13 protein-coding genes and 1 riboswitch are annotated in these 14,502 nt (G+C 64.1%); of the genes, 6 read left to right on the forward strand and 7 right to left on the reverse strand.

Annotated elements, in window-relative coordinates; genetic code table 11:
• Positions 1-14: 14 nt before the first annotated feature.
• The 6 genes from nikE to nikR all read right to left on the reverse strand — a co-directional run bounded on the left by nikE (position 15) and on the right by nikR (position 5,719).
• Positions 15-815, reverse strand: a complete 801-nt coding sequence (gene nikE / locus J2R99_RS03765; RefSeq protein ID WP_307153147.1) for a nickel import ATP-binding protein NikE — start codon at positions 813-815, stop codon at positions 15-17.
• On the reverse strand, positions 812-1,597 hold the full coding sequence (gene nikD, locus J2R99_RS03770; RefSeq protein ID WP_370872322.1) for a nickel import ATP-binding protein NikD: 786 nt from the start codon (positions 1,595-1,597) through the stop codon (positions 812-814). Before nikD ends, nikE begins: the two co-directional genes overlap by 4 nt.
• Complete coding sequence (gene nikC / locus J2R99_RS03775; protein ID WP_307154129.1) at positions 1,597-2,454, reverse strand: nickel ABC transporter permease subunit NikC; 858 nt, start codon at positions 2,452-2,454, stop codon at positions 1,597-1,599. Before nikC ends, nikD begins: the two co-directional genes overlap by 1 nt.
• A 5-nt stretch (positions 2,455-2,459) precedes the next feature.
• Positions 2,460-3,404, reverse strand: coding sequence for a nickel ABC transporter permease subunit NikB (gene nikB / locus J2R99_RS03780; RefSeq protein ID WP_307153148.1), 945 nt, complete (start codon positions 3,402-3,404; stop codon positions 2,460-2,462).
• Positions 3,405-3,409: 5 nt separating this feature from the next.
• On the reverse strand, positions 3,410-4,990 hold the full coding sequence (gene nikA / locus J2R99_RS03785; RefSeq protein WP_307153149.1) for a nickel ABC transporter substrate-binding protein: 1,581 nt from the start codon (positions 4,988-4,990) through the stop codon (positions 3,410-3,412).
• 225 nt (positions 4,991-5,215) lie between these two features.
• On the reverse strand, positions 5,216-5,719 hold the full coding sequence (gene nikR / locus J2R99_RS03790) for a nickel-responsive transcriptional regulator NikR (protein WP_307154130.1): 504 nt from the start codon (positions 5,717-5,719) through the stop codon (positions 5,216-5,218).
• Between the two features lie 397 nt (positions 5,720-6,116).
• On the opposite strand from nikR, the gene J2R99_RS03795 reads away from it, so the two are divergent.
• Positions 6,117-7,196 (forward strand): DUF2218 domain-containing protein, encoded by a 1,080-nt coding sequence (locus J2R99_RS03795; RefSeq protein ID WP_307153150.1) that lies wholly within the window; start codon positions 6,117-6,119, stop codon positions 7,194-7,196.
• Positions 7,197-7,289: 93 nt separating this feature from the next.
• On the opposite strand, the gene J2R99_RS03800 is transcribed toward J2R99_RS03795, so the two are convergent.
• Entirely contained in the window at positions 7,290-8,051 is a 762-nt protein-coding gene (locus J2R99_RS03800; protein WP_307153151.1) for an acyl-CoA thioesterase, read from the reverse strand.
• Between the two features lie 450 nt (positions 8,052-8,501).
• Positions 8,502-8,700: riboswitch (cobalamin riboswitch) on the forward strand.
• A 116-nt stretch (positions 8,701-8,816) separates the two neighbouring features.
• Here J2R99_RS03800 and J2R99_RS03805 point away from each other — a divergent pair.
• From J2R99_RS03805 to J2R99_RS03825, 5 genes are read left to right on the forward strand one after another with little or no spacing between them, the layout of a single operon-like run.
• Positions 8,817-10,778, forward strand: a complete 1,962-nt coding sequence (locus tag J2R99_RS03805) for a TonB-dependent receptor plug domain-containing protein (RefSeq protein WP_307153152.1) — start codon at positions 8,817-8,819, stop codon at positions 10,776-10,778.
• A complete protein-coding gene (locus tag J2R99_RS03810; RefSeq protein ID WP_307153153.1) occupies positions 10,778-11,623 on the forward strand; it encodes an ABC transporter substrate-binding protein in 846 nt (281 codons plus the stop codon). The genes J2R99_RS03805 and J2R99_RS03810 overlap by 1 nt, the downstream gene beginning before the upstream one ends.
• Positions 11,620-12,645: a FecCD family ABC transporter permease gene (locus tag J2R99_RS03815; protein WP_307153154.1), complete on the forward strand. Its 1,026-nt coding sequence runs from the start codon at positions 11,620-11,622 to the stop codon at positions 12,643-12,645. The genes J2R99_RS03810 and J2R99_RS03815 overlap by 4 nt, the downstream gene beginning before the upstream one ends.
• Positions 12,642-13,529, forward strand: coding sequence for an ABC transporter ATP-binding protein (locus tag J2R99_RS03820; protein WP_307153155.1), 888 nt, complete (start codon positions 12,642-12,644; stop codon positions 13,527-13,529). The genes J2R99_RS03815 and J2R99_RS03820 overlap by 4 nt, the downstream gene beginning before the upstream one ends.
• 37 nt (positions 13,530-13,566) lie before the next feature.
• On the forward strand, positions 13,567-14,472 hold the full coding sequence (locus J2R99_RS03825; RefSeq protein WP_307153156.1) for a DUF1289 domain-containing protein: 906 nt from the start codon (positions 13,567-13,569) through the stop codon (positions 14,470-14,472).
• Positions 14,473-14,502 lie beyond the last annotated feature (30 nt).

The raw sequence follows: 14,502 nt of genomic DNA on the forward strand, positions 1-14,502 counted from the left end.
GATCGGGCCGGCTGTCATTGCGCGGCAGCGCGCCTTTCCGGCAAAGGCGGAAGCACGGCGTCTTTCAGAAGCAGCGACGCCGGATGCGTGAGCGCGGCGAGCGAGCCGGTCGGCACTTCTTCGACGACCCGGCCCTCGTCCATGACGACAACGCGCTCGGCAAATCTCTCTACGAGCCGCAGGTCATGGGTGACGAAAAGATAGCCGATCCCCTCGCTTTCCTGGAGCTTTGCGAGCAAAGCGATGGCCGAGGCCTGGAGATGGACATCGAGATCGGACACGGCCTCATCCAGAATGATCAACTTCGGCCGCGGGGCGAGCGCGCGCGCGATGCAGACGCGCTGCAACTGCCCGCCGCTCACTTGTGACGGCAGCATGCCGGCAATGCCGGCAGGAAGCTCCACCATCTCCAGCAATTCGCGGATGCGCGCCTCGCGGGCCCGCGCGTCGAGATCCGTCAGATGGCGCAGCGGCTCGGCAATGATCGCACGCATGTCGAAGCGCGGATCGACGGCACTGACGGAATCCTGAAAGACCATCTGAACGTCGCGGCGAAAGGCGCGCCTTTGTGCACGCGTGAGATGCCGCAGATCGTGGTTGCGGTAGAAGACCTGTCCTTGGCCGGGCTGCTCCAGCCCGCACAGGAGACGGGCGAGCGTGCTCTTGCCGCAACCGCTGCGCCCGAGAAGGCCGACCGTCTCGCCTTCCCCGATCGACAGCGAAACACCGTCGAGGGCCATACGTGAGGCGCTCGCTCCGACGAGCGAGTAGGTCTGGTAGTGTTTTGCGACAGTCTCGGCGCGCAGAAGGCTCATTCTGCCAGCTCCATTCCGTAACGGGCGAGATGCGCCCCGACGAGCATGCGCGTCACGGGATGCTTCGGTCTCTGGAAGACCTCATCGACAGGCGCCGTCTCCACCAGGCAGCCATGGTCGAGCACGGCGACATCGTCGGCGAGCCGGGCGACGACGCCCATATCGTGGGTGACGAGGAGAACGCCGAGATCGTGCTCGCGGACGAGCCCTTCCAACAAGGCGAGGATGCGCATCTGCACGACCACGTCGAGATCGGTCGTCGGCTCGTCGGCGACAAGAAACGGCGCCTCGCTCAAAAGCGCGATGGCGATCATCATGCGCTGGAGCATGCCGCCGCTCATCTCGAACGGGTAAAGGCCGAGAACGGCCTCCGGCTCGTCGAGCCCTACTTCGCTCAACGCCGCGCCGATCTTTCCCTCGTCGTCCCGACGCGATCGGCCGAGCGCCGTCAGCGTCTCCACGACATGCTCGCGCATGGTCTTGACCGGATTGAAGGCGCTGCGCGGGTTCTGCATGATCGTCGCGACCATTCGCCCGCGGAGCATCTCGGCAGGAAGAACTTCTCCATCGACCGAGATGCGCCCGCTGATCCGTGCAACGCCGGGCGGCAGAGCACCGAGCGCCGCCGAACAGCTCAGAGATTTTCCCGAGCCGCTCGCACCGACAAGCGCAAGCACGCGACCGCGCGTGAGCTGCAAGGACAGATCCTCGACGAGCAGACGGAGGCGTTCGGCGCCGCCGGTCGCGATCGTCAGATTCTCAAGCGTGAAATGCTTCGGTATCAGTGACAATGCCCGGCCCTCAGATGCGGATCGAGACGGTCGCGCAGCACGTCGCCCAGAATGTTGAAGGCCATGACGCTGATGAAAAGCGCAAATCCCGGCCAGAAGATCAGCATCGGCGCGGTCCACACGAACTGGCGGGCATCGCTGATCATCACACCCCATTCGGCGGTCGGCGCGGTCACGCCGAGGCCCAGAAACGACAGGCCCGCGACGTGCAGCATCATGTGGCCGATATCCAAGGTCGCGAGCACGAGGAGCTGCGACAGCGTCGCCGGCAGAAGATGCTCGACGAAGCTGCGTGTGCGGCTCGCCCCAGCGAGGCGCGCGGCCATCAGAAATTCACGGTGGCGCAACGACAGCACGATGCCGCGAACGATGCGCGCGTACCAGGCCCAATGGGAGAGCGCGATGGCGATGACGACGTTGACGAGACCCGTGCCCAGCATGCCGATCATGAATAGCGCCAGGACGAGCGTCGGAAACGTCAGAAAGACGTCGGTGATGCGCATGATCACCTGATCGATGCGGCCGCCGATGAAGCCGGAGGCACCGCCGATCGTGATGCCGAGGACGAGAATGATGGCAAGCGACACCGCGACCGATCCGAGCGAGACGCGCGTGCCCGCGATCAGCCTGGAAAGAATGTCCCGGCCGAGATGGTCGGTTCCGAGCCAATGGGCCATGTCCGGCGACATCAGCCGGTCGCCCAATTCCACCTGGTTCGGATCGTAAGGCGAGATCCACGGGCCGAAGACGGCCGCAAAGACAAGCACCACGACGATGGCAACGGCGAGACGCACCGTCGTCCGTCCGCTCCAGGCGCGCCAGCGCGCGGCCTTCATGGGAAGAGCCATGTCGGTCATTTGACGCCCTCGGAGGACAGCCGGATGCGCGGATCGGCGACGGCATAGACGATGTCGACGATCAAATTGCAGACGACGAAGATGACCACCATCATCAGCGTGAAGCATTGGATGACCGGGTAATCCCGGTTGAGGACGGCGGAGACGGCATAGCGTCCGACGCCCGGCCAGCCGAAAATGCTCTCGATGATCAAGGTGCCGCCGAGCATCTCGCCGATATGCATGCCGATCGCCGTGATGATCGGCAGCCAGGCGTTGCGCAGGATGTGGGAGCGCTCCACCTTGCGCTCGGAAAGCCCGCGCAGCCTTGCGTAGCGCACATGCCGCTGGCCCGCGACTTCCAGCATGCTTGCACGCAGCAATCGCGCATTGATCGCCAGCGACATGAAGGAAATGGCGACGGCCGGCATGATGAGATGCGAGATGCCGCCGCGGCCCATGGACGGCAGCCAGCCGAGATTGACCGAAAACAAGAGCACCAGCAGGAAGCCGAGCCAGAAATTCGGCATCGAAACGCCGACGAAGGCGAGAAGCCTGACGGCCTGGTCCGGCCAGCGTTCGCGATAGCGCGCCGCCCAGACACCGAGGGGGATCGACACGATGAGGGTCAGCGCCAACGCCACTCCGGCAAGCTCAAGCGTCGCTGGCAGGTAGTGCAGAAGGTCCGGCAGAACCGGCCGCTGCGTCGCGAAGGAGACGCCGAAATCGAGGTGCAGGGCGTTGTTCAGCCAGTCGAAATACTGAACGAAGATCGGCTGATCGAGGCCCAGCATCTGGCGCGCGTCCTCGAGCGCCTGCGGCGTCGGCGGCACTTTCGAAAGCCGCAGATAATCCATCGCCGGATCGCTCGGCCCGAGCCTCAAGAGCAGGAAGATGACGAGCGAGGCGCCGAACAGCATCGGGACGAGCAGCAGAACCCGCTTCAGGATGAAGCCTGCCATGGAGATCAATTCTCCTGCGGCTTGAGACGATCGAAGGGGATCTCGCTCGACAAGGCGCCGAAAGGCACGTCGCCGACTTCCGGCTTCGCCACGGCAATCGCCGTGACATAGGTCAAGGGCAGATAGACGGCCTCTTCGTGCAGACGGGTGAAGATGTCGCGATAAAGTTCCTGGCGGGCTTTCTCATCCGTCGAGACGAGCACTTCGCCGATTTCGGCGTCGATCTTCGCCTTATCGGCGAGGCCTTGCTGCGCCTCGTAATCGGCATGCGAGGGGATGCGCATGGAGCTCACGAACGCATGCGGATCGTAGGGCGCGCCCCAGGTCATGTTGAAGATCATCCCGAAGCGGCCGTCGCGCTGGCGCGCAAAGATGCTGCTTTCTTCCTCGCCCGTCAGCTTGACGTCGATGCCGACCTTGCGAAGATCGCCCTGGATGATTTCCGCCATGGATTTCGCCACGGCATCCGTTCCCGGGAAGCAAAGCTCGATCGTCAATGGCTGACCGCCTTTGGTGCGGATCGCCCTGTCGCTTTCTGCGTGCCAGCCATCCTCGTCGAGCAGCCTTTTCGCCTCTTCCGGATCGTAGAGGTACGGCTTCAGGCCGATATCGGCGTAGGGCACATTGGGGGCGAAGAGCGTGTCGGCGCGGAGCTGCGTATCGTACAGCACCGTGGAGATCATCTTGTCCTTGTCGACGGCATGATTGATGGCCTTGCGTACGGCGAGGTCACGCGTCGCGCCGCGATTGGTGTTGATCGCCAGCATCTTGGTTTCGTACGGCGCGGAGAGCTCGGTCGTGTAGACGCCCATCTGCCGAAAACGCTCGAACGTATCCGGCGTGATCGGTCCATCGACGCCGTAGATCAGATCGATCTCGCCGGTCTCGAAGGCGATCGCCCGCGTGTTCGGATCGGAGATCACCTTCACGACAATCTTCTCGTAAGCCGGTTTTTCACCCCAATAGCTGTCGTTTCGAACGAACACGTCCCGCTCGCCGAGGCGGGTTTCCTGCAGCTTCCACGGTCCTGTTCCCACGGGGGCGACAATGCCGTCCTTCGTACCGCCGTCCTTGAACATGGAGGGCGCCATGAAACGGAACGGACGCGGCAGCGCGAGTTCCTGGAGCAGCGGGTAATAGCTATCCTTCAAGGTCAGTTTGAGCGTGTCGCTGTCGACGGCCTCGACGGAGACGATCTGGTTGGCGAGTTCGAGCCAGGCATGGCGCGATCGATTGGCCAGAATGGCGTCGAAATTGGCCTTGGCCGCGGCCGCATCGAACACCTCCCCGTTGGAGAAGGTCACGCCCTTGCGCAGCTTGAAGGTATAGGTCTTGCCGTCTTCCGATGCCTGCCAGGTTTGCGCCAGGCAAGGCTCCAGCGTGCCGTCGGCGCGGTAGCGCACCAAAGGCTCGTAGACCATGTTCTGCGCGAACATCTGATTCGGGGAATAAAGATGCGGGTTGAGCCACCCGACATTCACGGGCCATGAAAAGTTGAGAGTCGCACCGGCCCAAGCCGAGGTACTCGGCACGAGGGAAAGGGCTGCGCCCACACAGAACGCGATCACGCGGAGAGTTTTAAACATCGGCCTTGAGGGGAGAAGGACGGAGTATGAACTATTCCAGTACCCTCATACTTCCCCTACGTGTCAACCCCGCCGGCGGGACCCAGCCCTGCATGTTCGCCGGAAAAAGGCATGGCGTTTCGTCGGGTCAAACCGCCGCCCCGCCGCCCCGCCGCTTTCCTCATGCCGACGTCTCGGACCTCAGCCTTCACACGGACGGAATGTCGCTATCGGCGCACCGGCGCCTCAGTGATCGTGATCATCATGCGATCCGCCGGAATGCGGGGAACCGTCCCCGCCGCTTGCCAGAGCTCCCGTCAGGGGTCCGCTCAGCCGGCCGATCAGCGGTATGATGTGGAGTTTGCCATAGCGCACGCCCCGCTGGCTGCTGACGCTGTCGGCAAATTTGCGCAGATCGCCCGCGGTGCCGGCGAGGAGCGACACCTCAAGGCAGTTCTGTGCATTGATGTGCACATGCGTCGTGGCGATCGACAGCGCATGATGGGCGTGATGATTGTCCGTGAGCCGGTTCGGCAGGTCGCGGATCTCGTGATCGTACACATAGGTGAGAGAGCCGTAACAGAGCTGGTCGTTGCCGAGCGGCTCTCCTGATTCGATCGCCTCGCGCGCCAGAACCTCGCGGGCCATGTCGCGCAACGCCTCGGAGCGGCTCTGATAGCCGCGCTCTTCGCTCAAAGCATCGATCTCCCTGAGGAGGTCTTCTTCGAGAGTGATGGTGATCCGTTCCATACCGCCTGCCATTGGCGCCTTTTGTCCGGCACTATGCCCCAGGAATAGACGCCACCGCATCTGAAAACGACCCCGCAACGGATCACCGTCAACCGTTGGGAAGCGATGGCGGACGAAAGCCGCGCCGAAGCGACCGGATCGGCCGTCCCAACAGACGGTCGGACCGCCTCGCCAGATAATATGATTTAAAAACGCATATTTTATTTGCTTGCCCGGGTTTCGGTGATATGGGGTGCCAGTCGCGATCCCGCGCGCATCGCCAGCGACCGTTTCGACGGATGCGGGGCGCGAACCATGCGCCGGCCGTCTCTCCGACACGCAGACAGGGGCGGCCGGCGCACTCTCCCCAGCTGGTTTGCCTGCCGGCTGCACCTTCGTTGCAAGAGGATAGGTTCCCATGAGCAATCTGAGAGCCAGAGCCGTCGTCTCGGTCGCCGACCCCGAGCCGATCATTGCAGCCGTCTGCACCTATCTCGCCGAATATGACACAGACGTCCGCCGTGACGGCAGCTTCCATCGGATTTTCTACGATTTCGGGAACGGTTCCCTGCGCGCTTTGCGTGAAGCCATCGAGCTCGAAGCAGAAGCTCGGGACATCTCGGGTCTCTTTTACATGCGCATGGCGCTTGCCGCCCATCTCAAGGAATTCGCCGGCGCGCCGTCGCCCGAAATCGTCTGGGCGGGGGATGGCGACGATATCGAAACGCCGCCGAACTTCCGCCCCGTCAGCGTCCGCAAGATGCACGACATCACCCAGCACATGCGCCGGATCACCTTTGCGGGTGAGGATCTCGAGCGCTTCGCCGATGACGACAATCTGCATCTCGGCCTGATCATCCCACCCGAGGGCGGCAAACTGATCTGGCCGAAAGTCGGGCGAGACGGCCTCCTGCAATGGGACCCGGAAACACCCACACCCGCAATGCGGCGCTACACGGTGCGGCGCTGCAACCCGGCCACAGGCGAAATCGACATCGACTTCGTTCTCCATGACGACGCTGGTCCCGGCACGGCATTCGCCGTGCACGCACAACCCGGAGTGATGGCGGGGCTTGCCGGTCCCTCAGGAGGCAGCATCGTGCGCGGTCGCGATTGGTATCTTCTTGCCGGCGACGAAACGGCGCTTCCTGCCATCAGCCGTTTCCTGGAGATTCTTCCCGCCGACACGCCGGGCCGCGTTTTGATCGAGGTTGCGGGCGCTGAGGACGAGCAGCCGATGGGCGGTGGTGCGATTGAGGTCGAATGGATCCACCGCGGCGCCGACAGGCCGGGCCTTCGCCTGAGCGAGGCCGTCCGTGCCGTCGAATTCCCGCCCGATGCCGCCTCTCCCTATGTCTGGGCGGCTTGCGAGTTCAACGCCTTTAAGGCGATCCGCAACCATCTGCGCACCGAGCGCGGGCTGAAGAAACAGGATCACCTCGTGGTCGCTTATTGGCGGCAGGGTGAGCCAGAGGATACGGCGCCAGGGAACGATTGACGAGCGAGCCAAGCCCGTCCCCAAGCCTGGCCTCCAGCCTCGCCGCTGACAACCTCATCCGACTTGCGGCATCTCCTCAACCCCGAAAAGCGCTCAGGCGATCGCGACCGGGCGGTGGTTCTCGTCGACGGCGACCATCACGAACGTCCCCTTGCCGCACAGCCTGCGGTTCTCCGACAGGAGCGCCTCGGCAACCATGGTCACCTCGACGGTCATCGAGGAGCGCCCCGTCGCCACGATCGCGGGCTGCAGCTCGATCATCTCGCCGGTCGATACCTGATCCATGAAATCGACACGTTGAGAGGACGCCATGACGACGATCTTCCGGCAATGGCGGGTCGCCGCGACAAACGCCGATTTGCCCATCGCGGCGAGCACATGGCCGCCATAGAGGCTGCCGTAATGGCTCGTCTGATCGGGAAAGACGATCTCGGTCGAGCCGCTTTGAGGCGTCGGCATTTCCGGCCCGTCCGACAAGGGGGGCAGCGCCCCGCCATATCGCTCCAGCGTATCGGCGGCCACCATGTTGAAGACGCCACGCGTCGACAAGCGCCGTTCGCCGGACAGCGGCGCTTCGGCGACGAGATCGACTTCAACGCTGAGCGAACGGCGGCCGACGCGAACGACCTTTCCCGTCAGCTCGACGATTTCGCCCACATGCGCCGGGACATGAAAATCGATGCGTTCGCAGGAGGCGGTGACGAAATCGACATGCGCGTAGCGCGAGGCGACGAGAAAGGCGACCTTGTCCATATGCGCAAGGCCGATGCCGCCGAAGAGCGTGCCGTGGTGATTGGCGTCGCCGGGAAAGACGATGTCGATCAGCCTGGTGAAGCCGTTCGCAGGGCGCTCCAACCCATTCTCTTGCCCATTCTCCAGCCCAATCTCCGGCACGTTCATCGCGCTCCCCCCGCGCTCTCAACGCGCAAAGCCTTAGCTGCCATGACCATGTCGAAAACCTCCCGATAGCGCAAAGCACCGCCCCCAGATCGCAAATGCCGGGCCCCGGATCGCGGACGTGCCTGGGCACCTTCCCGGCTCAAGCGCACCGCGAAGCAAGACGTCAAGGCGGACTTTCTTCCGATCACTCGGAAGGAAGCCCGGCTTCGCCGAAAGTCGCTATGAGCCCCCGTGGCCTGGTCCTCTTCTGCGGCCTTTTGCCATTCTCGCCCTGCCTCAATTGAAGCCGCGGGAACCTCGTCCGCAAAGGCGCCGGCTGCCTCCAATCGCCTCTCGCGACTGCGAAAGCGCCTTCCCATCAAGTCCATGCGCCTGCAATTCATCTTGACGACACAGGCGAGATCGTGGTCCGCTCTCTCTGACGGTGCCTCCTTGGAGGCTGAAAAGGGAACGCGGTGCGGGCTATGCTCAAATCCGCGACTGTCCCCGCAACTGTGAGCGGCGAATCGCTCGTCACAATGCCACTGGCCCCGAGGGTACCGGGAAGGCGGCGACGCGATCATGACCCGCAAGTCAGGAGACCTGCCGTCAACCGTGGTCACGCGCGGTCACGTCGGTCGGGGATGTGCCGATGGGATAGACTTCATGAGCACCCGCGCATGAAGCGTCCTCGATCGCGGTGATGTGCCAACCGGCCGTGCGCCGCCTTGAGGTCATCTCGTGTTTTTCTCTCGCCCCTCGCGTGAAGGCGTTCCGCCGCAACGCTTCATTGCCGTTTGCGCCGGCCTTCTTGTCTCCGCCGGAATGTCTCCGGCTGCCGCGCAGGACGATGACGTCGTCGAACTCCCCGAACTGTCCGTCACGGCGAACCTGACGGCGACGCCCCTCACGCAGGTCGGCAGCGCGGTGACGGTCATCACCGGCGAAGAGCTGCAGGCGCAGAATATCCATGACGCCGCGGAGGCGCTGCGCCAGGTGCCGGGCGTTTCAATCAATGCGGCCGGCCCGCGCGGCCAGTTCACGCAGCTCAGAATCCGGGGCTCTGAAGGCAACCAGACCAAGATTTTCGTCGACGGCATCCCCGTCAACGATCCCGCCCGGGGCTCGGAATTCGATTTCGCGCATCTTCTTGCCGACAACATCGAACGCATCGAGGTGCTGCGGGGACCGCAGAGCGCGCTCTACGGCTCCGACGCGATCGGCGGCGTCGTCAACATCATCACCCGCCGCGCCGAACCCGGCACGCATCTGACGGCCCGCCTTGAAGCCGGCTCGCACAAGACGCTGAGCGGCAACGCCACCGTTGGCACGGCGGGCGCCAACTACGATTTTCTCGCCGGCGCCTCCGGCGTGCGCACCGACGGCGTCTCCGTTGCGGACAAACGGCTCGGCAACACGGAAGACGACGGCTACGAAAACGGCACGCTCTTCGCCAAGGGCGGCGTCGACGTCACCGACTGGCTGAACCTTTCAGGCGTTGCACGCTACACGCGCCTGCGCACGGATCTCGATTCGGAAGGCTTCCTGCCCTCCGTCGGCCATACCGGCCCGCTCGATTCCAACCAGGACATGAAGGGCGACCAGCTTTTCACGCGCGCCCAGGCGAAGGTGACGCTCCTCGACGGGCATTGGGAACAGCTCGCCGGCATCTCCTATACCGATCAGAACCGCGATTATCGCGATCTCGATCCGACCACGGTCACGAGCACTTACGAAGGCGAGCGGCTGCAGTTCGATTACCGCTCGACCTTCATGTTCGATACGCCCGCCATCGCCAATGCCGGGCATACGCTCACCCTAGGCGTGGAGCGGGGCGAAGACAGCGCCGTCTCGGACAGTGCCTGGTCCTCCTTCGATCGCTCCATCACCTCGACGGGCTTCATCGGCCAGTATCAGCTGAGCCTGTTTGAGGATCTGTCGCTGACGGCCGGCCTCCGCCACGACCAGAACGACGTCTTCGAAGATGCCACCACCTACCGGCTGACCGGCGCCTACAATTTCCGCCAGACCGGCACCAAGCTGCATGCTTCCTACGGCACCGGCGTAAAGAACCCGACGCTCTTCGAACTCTACGGCTACACCAACACCTATCGTGGCAATCCCGATCTCGAGCCGGAAGAGGCGAAGGGCTTCGACGTCGGCGTCACGCAGGCGTTCTGGGCGAACCGCGCCTCGTTCGATGTCACTTATTTCAATCAGGAGATCTCGAACCTCATCACCGGCTCGGGGCAGACCTCGATCAACCAGCCGGGTGAATCCAAGATCGATGGTGTGGAAGTCGCGCTGACGGTGGAGCCGCTCGACAATGTGACGGTGACCGGCTCCTACACCTATACGGACGGCGAGGACGCGACCGGCAACGACTTGATCCGCCGGCCGCAAAACGTCGCCAGCCTCGTCGTCAACTACGCCTTCCTTCAAGGCCGTGCCAACGTCAACGTCTCGGTCGACTACAACGGCGAGCAGAAGGACTGGGTGTGGACCGACGCCTTCTACATCAACCGCGAGACGATCACTCTCGATCCCTATACCCTCGTCGATGTCGCCGCCTCCTACGACATCACCGACAACACCCAGATCTTCGGCCGGGTCGAAAACCTCCTCGACGAGAAGGCCTATGATCTGTGGGGCTATGACCGGGAAGGCGTCAGCGCCTATGCCGGAGTTCGGCTGACCTTCTGATGCCTGGGCGTTGGCTCACGTATTGTCTGGCAGCCGTTGCGGTCCTCGCCGTCGCCGACGCTCCTCCGGCGCAGGCGAGGCCGCAGCACATCGTCTCGATCAATCTGTGCGCCGACCAGCTTTTGATGCGGCTTGCCGATCCCGATCAGATCGCCTCTCTCAGCTATTTCTCGCGCGATGCCTCCATGTCGAACCTGGCCGAAAAGGCCCGCGCATTTCCGCGCAATCGCGGCCTTGCCGAAGAGGTGATGCGCGACAAGCCCGACATGGTCTTTGCCGGACGCTACACGAAGCGCGTGACTGTCGATCTTTTGAAGCGCATCGGCGTCGACGTCGTGGAACTCGACGTGCCGCGCTCGATCCCCGATGTGGAAGCCCAGATCCGTCGTGTCGGCGCAGCCCTCGGCCAGGATGAGCGGGCGGAAGAGATGGTGCGCGAGATGGAGGCGCGGCTTGCAACCGAAGAGGTGCCGGCCTCCGAGCGCCCATCCGCGATCGTTTACGAACCGAACGGTTATACGGTCGGTTCCGGTTCGCTCATCAACGTGCTGATCTCGCTCGCCGGGCTTGAAAATCTCGCTGCCGAAAAAGGCCTTGAAAGCTACAGCCGGCTGCCGCTCGAAAAGCTCGTGGCCCTGTCTCCCGATGTGCTCGTCGTCGGCGACTATCGCGACGCGCCGGCCGTCGCCAACGAGATCCTGCACCATCCGGTGCTCTCGCGCATGCCGCGGCCGATGGAGATCGTTTCCGTCCCACAGCGTTTGTGGATGTGCGGCGGACCGGACATTTTCAAGGCCGTCGAGGCCTTGCGCCAGGCAGCCGACAAAGCGCGGGAGCTCAAATGAGCGAAATCGCGCTTCAGGCCGAGCGATCGGCGTCCGGCTACCGCAGGCTTCTCGGCGCTCTGTCGCTCACGGTCGCTATCGCCTTCGTCCTGTCGCTTGCGATCGGCTACGGCCCCTTCGATTTCGGCGCCGCGCTCAAGAGCGCACTCTCCGGAAAAGACGATCTCGGCGCCCTCGTTCTCGTCGAAATCCGGCTTCCCCGCGCCCTTCTCGGCCTCTTGGTCGGCTTCGCGCTCGGTCTCGCCGGTGCCGTGATGCAGGCGTTTTTGCGCAATCCGCTCGCCGAACCTGGCATCATCGGCATTTCGGGGGCTGCCGCCTTCGGCGCCGTCGTCATCTTCTATTCGGGGCTTGCGGCCGTCTCCTCGCTGCTTCTGCCCATCGGCGGGATCGTGGCGGCCCTTGCGGCTGGCCTGCTTCTCTTCGCCGTCGCCGGGCGCAACGCCAACACGGCGACGCTCATTCTCGCCGGCATTGCGGTGAACAGCCTCGCCGGCGCCCTCGTCTCGCTCGTTCTCAACCTGTCGCCCAACCCCTTCGCAGCCACGGAAATCATGTTCTGGCTGATGGGCTCGTTCGCCGATCGCAGCCTGACACATGTCGCCATCGCGCTTCCACCAATCCTGGCCGGCTGCATTGCGCTCTTTTTCACGTCGCGGGCACTCGACGCGCTGGCGCTCGGAGAGGATACGGCCACGAGCCTCGGCTTCGATCTGCGGATCACGCGCGCCCTCCTCGTCGGCGGCGTGGCACTCGCGGTCGGCGGTGCCGTGGCCGTCAGCGGCACGATCGGCTTCGTCGGCCTCGTCGTGCCACATCTCCTGCGCCCCTTCGTCGCCTACCGCCCCAGCTTGCTCCTGCCGGCAAGCGCGCTCGGCGGCGCGATCCTGACGCTTTCCGCCGACATCGCCGTCCGTCTCCTGCCGACACAGCCGGAACTGAAACTCGGCGTCGTGACGGCCGTTATCGGGGCACCCTTCCTGTTCTCGCTCGTCTGGCGCATGCGTGGAGACCTCAGATGATCATCTCAGCCTCCGGCATCGGCGTGAAAAGAGGTGAGGCGACGATCCTGCAGAGCGTCGACTTCGTCGCTCGCGCCGGCGAAATGGTCGGGCTCATCGGCCCGAACGGCGCCGGCAAATCGACCTTGCTTGAAGTCATCGCCGGTCTGCGCAAACCGGAACTCGGCCACGTCTTCTACGATGGCAAGCTTGCCGCCTCGGTGTCACGCCGCAGCCTGGCGCGCCGTCTCGCCTATCTGAAGCAGGATGCAACCGTCGACTGGCCGCTCTCAGTCGAAAAGGTCGTCGCTCTCGGCCGCCTGCCCTATGCGGGGGTCTTCGCCACACGCGACAGGCGGGCGGATGCAAAGGCCATCCACACCGCGATGGAGACCGCCGGCATCGCCCACTTCGCCGAGCGCAATGTGCAGACGCTGTCCGGCGGCGAACGCGCCCGGGTTCTCCTCGCCCGCGCGCTCGCCGTCGAGGCGGAGACGCTTCTCGCCGACGAGCCCGTCGATGCGCTCGACCCCCTGCATCAGCTCAATGTCATGGAGCTTTTGCGCAGCACCAGCGAGCGCGGAACCGGCATCGTCGTGGTGCTGCACGACCTCACCCTCGCCTCGCGCTTTTGCGACCGTCTCGTGCTTCTTCATCGCGGCCGGGTCGCGGCCGAAGGTGCGCCCCAGGACGTCCTGACGGACGAGATCATCGCCGAATGCTACGGCGTGCGCGCCTTGACCGGCATCCATGCGGGAGGGCGTTTCATCGTGCCCTGGCAGAAAGCCTCACAACAATCGCATGATTTGAAGACGGACCGCCTCGCCCCGCCTTTGGTCGCCAACGGGCACGGCCGTATCGTGCCCTTCAATGCCGCTCAACAACGCAGAACCCTCGATTCCTGAAGGCCATTCCCCCCAGGCCGTTTGACGAAGGATCAGAATGAACAACTTTCAAGGAATTCCTGACCTCTCCGCCACCGCCTCGTCGCGGCGCCCCGTAAGCCCGTGCATCGGGGTCTGTGAGATCGACACTGCGAGCGGCTTTTGTCGCGGCTGTGCTCGAAGCAGCGACGAGATCGCCATCTGGAGCCGCGCGCCCGATGACCTCTTGCGCAAGATCACCGCGGTGCTGCCGGCGCGGCGCGCCCAGCTCGGCATCAAGATCGCCCGTCTCGACTGGGACGAGGAGGAGATCGGACGGTTCATGCGCGATACGCTGCGTCCGGGAAAGGGTCGCTGGGTCTTCGGCATCGATGGCGCCTTCGGCGAATTCGCGATCGGAGCCGGCGAACAGCCCGAGGTCAAGAACGCTCTCACCGTCGCCACACATGCGGGCGCGGTCCGCCTGCGGCTGCCGGAAAAACTGCGTGCTTTCGCCTGGGAGGAAGGGGAAGCCATCGTCATGGCGCTTCCCCGCGGCAGGCTGCAGCCGCCTGCGGGCGTGACGCTCGCCGCGGCCGGACCCGACCAGGGCGCCATTCGCGAAGGCGATCGCGATGCTCTCGCTTTCGAGCTCGGCTTCGGCAGCCCCGTTGCACGCTTCTTTATCCGCACGAATGATCCAGCGCTCCAAAGGCGACTTCAGGTGCTGGAAGGAAAGCCGTGGCAGCAGGCTCTCGCCGAAGCCGGCAGCGAGATCCGGGAAGGCTCCGCCGACCGCATCATCCTGACATCGATTGGTCGCATGGAAATCTATTCTCCGTCCGCCACATCCGATCACCGCGCGCAGGAAAGCGCGCGCACGCAGCTTTCGCCGGAGGCGATCGCAGGCGGGCAGGAGATGCCGGCAGAGATCGAACTTCCGAAAGCCTATGCGCCCTGCGCCATCTTCTATCCGGCCCGCTAGGCGACACGGTCAGCGCCGATTCTCTCGGCG

Origin of the sequence: Rhodopseudomonas julia (assembly GCF_030813515.1) — a bacterium.
In the GTDB taxonomy this organism is placed as follows: domain Bacteria; phylum Pseudomonadota; class Alphaproteobacteria; order Rhizobiales; family Afifellaceae; genus Afifella; species Afifella julia.

Excerpts from the sequence above, each read along its gene's own strand:
- nikE (WP_307153147.1), bottom strand. The coding sequence starts at position 815 with ATGAGCCTTCTGCGCGCCGAGACTGTCGCAAAACACTACCAGACCTAC.
- nikC (WP_307154129.1), bottom strand. The coding sequence starts at position 2,454 with ATGGCTCTTCCCATGAAGGCCGCGCGCTGGCGCGCCTGGAGCGGACGG.
- nikB (WP_307153148.1), bottom strand. The coding sequence starts at position 3,404 with ATGGCAGGCTTCATCCTGAAGCGGGTTCTGCTGCTCGTCCCGATGCTG.
- nikA (WP_307153149.1), bottom strand. The coding sequence starts at position 4,990 with ATGTTTAAAACTCTCCGCGTGATCGCGTTCTGTGTGGGCGCAGCCCTT.
- nikR (WP_307154130.1), bottom strand. The coding sequence starts at position 5,719 with ATGGAACGGATCACCATCACTCTCGAAGAAGACCTCCTCAGGGAGATC.
- J2R99_RS03795 (WP_307153150.1), top strand. The coding sequence starts at position 6,117 with ATGAGCAATCTGAGAGCCAGAGCCGTCGTCTCGGTCGCCGACCCCGAG.
- J2R99_RS03810 (WP_307153153.1), top strand. The coding sequence starts at position 10,778 with ATGCCTGGGCGTTGGCTCACGTATTGTCTGGCAGCCGTTGCGGTCCTC.
- J2R99_RS03815 (WP_307153154.1), top strand. The coding sequence starts at position 11,620 with ATGAGCGAAATCGCGCTTCAGGCCGAGCGATCGGCGTCCGGCTACCGC.
- J2R99_RS03820 (WP_307153155.1), top strand. The coding sequence starts at position 12,642 with ATGATCATCTCAGCCTCCGGCATCGGCGTGAAAAGAGGTGAGGCGACG.
- J2R99_RS03825 (WP_307153156.1), top strand. The coding sequence starts at position 13,567 with ATGAACAACTTTCAAGGAATTCCTGACCTCTCCGCCACCGCCTCGTCG.